The 4,739-nt window shown below is 61.3% G+C and carries 5 protein-coding genes, 2 rRNA genes and 1 pseudogene; 2 read left to right on the top strand and 6 right to left on the bottom strand.

The annotated features are described in order from the left end of the window. Positions 1-445: SDR family NAD(P)-dependent oxidoreductase (locus AC3IFE_RS18710; protein ID WP_489191519.1), on the bottom strand; the 445-nt coding region annotated here is incomplete at its 3' end. Positions 446-609: 164 nt separating this feature from the next. On the opposite strand from AC3IFE_RS18710, the pseudogene AC3IFE_RS18705 reads away from it, so the two are divergent. Both AC3IFE_RS18705 and AC3IFE_RS18700 read left to right on the top strand, forming a co-directional pair. Continuing rightward, positions 610-1,580 (top strand): annotated as a pseudogene (locus tag AC3IFE_RS18705) (potassium channel beta subunit family protein). Between the two features lie 111 nt (positions 1,581-1,691). Beyond that, positions 1,692-2,537 carry a 23S rRNA (adenine(2030)-N(6))-methyltransferase RlmJ gene (locus tag AC3IFE_RS18700; protein WP_489191518.1) on the top strand — a complete coding sequence of 282 codons (846 nt, stop codon included), beginning with the start codon at positions 1,692-1,694 and terminating at the stop codon, positions 2,535-2,537. A gap of 20 nt (positions 2,538-2,557) precedes the next feature. Here AC3IFE_RS18700 and AC3IFE_RS18695 read toward each other — a convergent pair whose 3' ends face one another. The 5 genes from AC3IFE_RS18695 to AC3IFE_RS18675 all read right to left on the bottom strand — a co-directional run. Then, on the bottom strand, positions 2,558-2,887 hold the full coding sequence (locus AC3IFE_RS18695; RefSeq protein WP_489191520.1) for a hypothetical protein: 330 nt from the start codon (positions 2,885-2,887) through the stop codon (positions 2,558-2,560). A gap of 147 nt (positions 2,888-3,034) precedes the next feature. Beyond that, the gene (locus AC3IFE_RS18690; protein ID WP_006478295.1) at positions 3,035-3,181 is read right to left on the bottom strand and encodes a DUF3563 family protein; all 147 of its coding nucleotides are present in this window, start codon (positions 3,179-3,181) and stop codon (positions 3,035-3,037) included. A gap of 215 nt (positions 3,182-3,396) precedes the next feature. Continuing rightward, a complete protein-coding gene (gene cueR, locus AC3IFE_RS18685) occupies positions 3,397-3,801 on the bottom strand; it encodes a Cu(I)-responsive transcriptional regulator (protein ID WP_089467879.1) in 405 nt (134 codons plus the stop codon). Positions 3,802-4,053: 252 nt separating this feature from the next. Beyond that, positions 4,054-4,166, bottom strand: a 5S ribosomal RNA gene (gene rrf, locus AC3IFE_RS18680). Between the two features lie 152 nt (positions 4,167-4,318). After that, positions 4,319-4,739 (bottom strand): 23S ribosomal RNA (locus AC3IFE_RS18675); the annotation flags it as partial.

Raw genomic sequence — 4,739 nt, 5'->3', positions numbered from 1 at the left:
CGTGCGAGTGCACCGAACCCATGTAGATCACGACGCCGCCGCGATCGTCCTTGTACATGTGCTTGAGCGCGGCCTTCGTCGTCAGGAACGCGCCGTCGACGTGGATCGCCTGCATCTTCTTCCAGTCGGCGAACGAGTAGTTCTCGATCGGATTGACGATCTGGATGCCGGCGTTCGACACGAGGATGTCGACCGAGCCGAACGCTTCGGCCACCTTGTCGATGCCGCTGTTCACGGCATCTTCATTGGTCACGTCCATCGCGACGCCGATCGCCTTGCCGCCTGCCTTGACGATCTCGTCGGCGACCGCGTTCGCGCCGTCCTGGTTCAGGTCGGCGATCGCGACGGCCGCGCCGGCCTTGGCCAGCTCCAGCGCGATTTCCTTGCCGATGCCGCTCGCGGCGCCCGTGACGACTGCGGTCTTGCCGCTCAGATCTGCTGCCATGTCCGTCTCCTCCCGTTATCGGATCGATAAAACACGCGCCCGCCGCATCCGCGTTCAGCGCGAAATCGCGGCGGCGGGCCAGCCGTCATTGTGCACGATCGGCCCCGCCGTTCGTGCGCAAAACGTCTAAGCTTAAGGTCGGTTCCGTTCAGCAGGAGAGTCTCATGCACTATCGACGGCTAGGCCGCTCCGGCCTGCAGATCAGCGCGCTTTCACTCGGTTCGTGGGTGACGTACGGCAACCAGGTCGACCAGCGGGTCGCGCGCGAATGCCTCGCCGCGGCACGCGACGCGGGCGTCAATTTCTTCGACAACGCCGAGGTCTACGCCGGCGGCAAGTCCGAGGAAATCATGGGCCACGCGCTCAAGTCGCTCGACTGGCCGCGCGTCAGCTATATCGTGTCCACGAAGTTCTTCTGGGGGCTCGCGGAAGCCCCGAACCAGTATCACACGCTGACCGGAAGTACCTGCTGAACGCAATCGACGGCTCGCTGCGCCGGCTGCAGCTCGACTATGTCGACCTGGTCTATTGCCATCGCCCGGATCCGCATACGCCGATCGAGGAAACCGTCTGGGCGATGAGCGACATGATCGTGCGCGGCAAGGCGCTGTACTGGGGCACGTCGGAATGGAGCGCCGACGAGATCCGTGCAGCGTGCGAAATCGCCGAGCGCCACCATCTGCACAAGCCGGTCGTCGAACAGCCGCAGTACAACCTGTTCCACCGCACGCGGGTCGAGCAGGAATATGCGCGGCTTTACGACGATTACGGCCTCGGCCTCACGACCTGGAGCCCGCTGGCCTCGGGTCTGCTCACCGGCAAGTACCGCAACGGCGTGCCGGCCGGTAGCCGCGCGCAGTTGCCGGGCTACGACTGGATGCGCGAACGCCTGACCGATCGGGCCGCCAACGACATCGTCGAACGGCTCGGCGAGATCGCGGCCGAGCTCGGCTGCAGTACCGGCCAATTGGCCATCGCTTGGGTGCTCGCGAATCCGCGCGTGAGTTCGGTCATCACGGGCGCATCGCGGCTCGACCAAGTCGGCGACAACATGCGCGCGCTCGACGTTGCGGCGAAGCTGACGCCGGATGTGAAACAACGCATTGAGGCAGTGGTCGGCGACGCATACGAGTGAGGCGACGCGCGGCCACTCGCGTACAATACGCGGCCGCATCGGCGCCCGGCCTCACCGCCGCGCCCGATCGACCGCTTTCATCGATTCACCTTTCGTTTCAGGCAGCCAGCCATGCTCAGTTATCGTCACGGTTTTCACGCAGGCAACCACGCGGACGTGCTCAAGCACGCCGTCGTCGTCCAGCTGCTGCGCTACCTGAACAAGAAAGACAAATCGTACTGGTACATCGATACGCACGCGGGCGCCGGCGTGTACTCGCTGCGCGACGGTTATGCAGCGAAGACGTCGGAATTCGATACCGGCATCGGCCGGCTGTGGGACGAAAAGAGCCTGCCGGAGGCGCTCGGCGACTATGTGGACGAAGTCCGCGCGCTGAACGACGACGGCGAACTGCACTTCTATCCGGGCTCCCCGTACATCGCATGGCGGTCGATGCGCGAGCAGGACCGTATGCGCCTGTTCGAAATGCACACGACGGAAATCGATGTGCTGCGCCACAATTTCCGCGATGCGGGGCGACGCGCGATGATCTTCGCCGGCGACGGTTTCGAGGGTATCAAGGCGTTGCTGCCGCCGCCGCCGCGGCGCGCACTCGTGCTGATCGATCCGTCCTACGAGGACAAGAAGGATTACGCGCGCACGGTGAGCTGCGTGACAGAATGCCTGAAGCGTTTCGCGACCGGCTGCTATGCGATCTGGTATCCGCAGGTCACGCGCACGGAATCGCAGCGCTTTCCCGAGCAGTTGAAACGCCTGCAGCCGAACAACTGGCTGCACCTGACGCTGACGGTATCGAACCCGCCGACCGACGGACTGGGCCTCTACGGCAGCGGGATGTTCATCCTGAATCCGCCATATACGCTCGCTCAGAGCATGAACGAGGTATTGCCGTACCTGGTCGAGAAGCTGGGACAGGATAGCGGCGCCCGCTTTCAAATCGAGCACCGCGGAAACTGACCGGGCGACGGTCGTTACGGCTACGGCCGGGGCGCGAGCCTCGGCTGGTTGTTCGGCTGCCCGCCCCACGCGGGAACGTTGATATACGGCGCGACGAACAGCGGAACCGACGTGTTCGGCCCCTGCCCGGCCGGATCCCGCATGCCGGCCGGCTCGACGATCGGTTCCTGCGATAACGGGGCCGTCTGCAACACCAACCCACCCTTGCCGTCCTGGATACCGCGCTGCGTATCGAGAACCAGTGGCCGGGACGACGTCGCGGCACCGGCCGCGAGGCCATGGACGAGCACGACCGCACCCAGAACGAGACGCGCGCGGGCACTGCGACGCACATCGAAACGCAAACCCATGATCATGTCCTTCACAAGGAAAAGCAGGTCCACACCATAGCGCTGCACCGACGATTTCGCCAGATCCGGCGCACAAAAAAACAAAGCCCCGTCAATACGGGGCTTGCTTATCGCTCGGTGCCGCGCGGCACCTGACGGTGACTCCGATTACAGCGAGTAGCCGTTGGTTTCGAGCGAGCGGATGCGGCTCTCGAGCTGGACGATGTCCGACGACGTGGCGAGGTAAGCCTCACGGCGCTCACGTTCTGCGGATTCAAACCAGTTGCTCAGCTTTTCGACGATGTAGGCGATCATGACGTTCTCCAAGGAAGAGGGACCCCTGGTGAATCGAGATTCAGGGATTTCCCGTATAGGGTTATCCCGAATTATAGCGACGCCGCACCAAGATACCAGTGAAAAACTTGCATGGAGACCATTCCAATTTGGAATGACGACGATTGAATCGCATGTAACACTTTGATTTATAATGATATTCGGCCTGAGCACATTTTGAGACTCGAGCCCACGCACTAATTTGGTTCAATAGCGGCGTCGGCCAAGCGCGCCAAAATCGGGCACTCAGGCCGGCCGTCACCATGACAGTGCGCGGCCAGATCGGCCAGCGTGTCGCGCATGTCGCTCAACTCCGCGATGCGTTTGTCGAGTTCGGCCACGTGCTCAAGTGCGATCGATTTCACTTCGGCGCTGGCGCGTGAGCGATCCTGCCAGAGCATCAGCAGCTTGCGGATGTCCTCCACAAGAAAGCCGAGTCGGCGCGCCTGGCGGATGAACCGCAGGATATGGATTTCGTCCGCGCCGTAGATGCGGTAGCCGGCATCGGTACGCTTGCTCGGCGCAAGAAGGCCGACCTGTTCGTAGTACCGGATCATTTTGGCGCTGACTCCGGATTCGCGCGACGCGTCGCCGATATTCATTCCCCGCCCCTCTCCATCAAGCCCTGTTCGAACACGATCATCGACAGATGCCCTCGTCGACGACACTTCGATCGTATCAAATCGCGGAGCTTCGTTCCGGAGGAAGGCTGGGCAGCAGGAGCGCGGATGATCTGATCTGGCGTGTGCACGCTGTTGGGTTACGAGGAATGGGGCGCTTCGCCGTATGCTTTTTAGGACGCTTAAATGCAAAAACCCCCGCCTGATCAGGCGGGGGTTTCTGGCTTGAGGGGAGCCTGACGATTACCTACTTTCACACGGGAATCCGCACTATCATCGGCGTAGAGTCGTTTCACGGTCCTGTTCGGGATGGGAAGGGGTGGGACCGACTCGCTATGGTCATCAGGCAAAGGGGTTGTTCTGCTGGCGTGGCCAACAGAACCAATCTGGGAAGAAGCAGTAATTAGGTTGTGTGTATCACACACGAGAATCCAACTTGTCGCTTTGGATCGCGGCCAGTGCTTTCACACGGCGCCGATCGACAAGGCAGACTTGTTATAGGATCAAGCCTTACGGGCAATTAGTATCAGTTAGCTGAACGCATTACTGCGCTTACACACCTGACCTATCAACGTCCTGGTCTCGAACGACCCTTCAAGGGGATCTAGTCCCCAGGGATATCTCATCTTAAGGCGAGTTTCCCGCTTAGATGCTTTCAGCGGTTATCTCTTCCGAACATAGCTACCCGGCGATGCCACTGGCGTGACAACCGGTACACCAGAGGTTCGTCCACTCCGGTCCTCTCGTACTAGGAGCAGCCCCCTTCAAATATCCAACGCCCACGGCAGATAGGGACCAAACTGTCTCACGACGTTTTAAACCCAGCTCACGTACCTCTTTAAATGGCGAACAGCCATACCCTTGGGACCGGCTACAGCCCCAGGATGAGATGAGCCGACATCGAGGTGCCAAACACCGCC

The sequence above is a fragment of the Burkholderia sp. APQ4-4ca genome (assembly GCF_057837105.1).
The sequence above is the reverse complement of the archived record's forward strand: the minus strand, read 5'-3'. Positions and strand labels throughout refer to the sequence as shown.

Bases quoted from the DNA above. Each gene is read 5' to 3' on its own strand.
- AC3IFE_RS18700 (WP_489191518.1), top strand. From the start codon at position 1,692: ATGCTCAGTTATCGTCACGGTTTTCACGCAGGCAACCACGCGGACGTG.
- AC3IFE_RS18695 (WP_489191520.1), bottom strand. From the start codon at position 2,887: ATGGGTTTGCGTTTCGATGTGCGTCGCAGTGCCCGCGCGCGTCTCGTT.
- AC3IFE_RS18690 (WP_006478295.1), bottom strand. From the start codon at position 3,181: ATGATCGCCTACATCGTCGAAAAGCTGAGCAACTGGTTTGAATCCGCA.
- cueR (WP_089467879.1), bottom strand. From the start codon at position 3,801: ATGAATATCGGCGACGCGTCGCGCGAATCCGGAGTCAGCGCCAAAATG.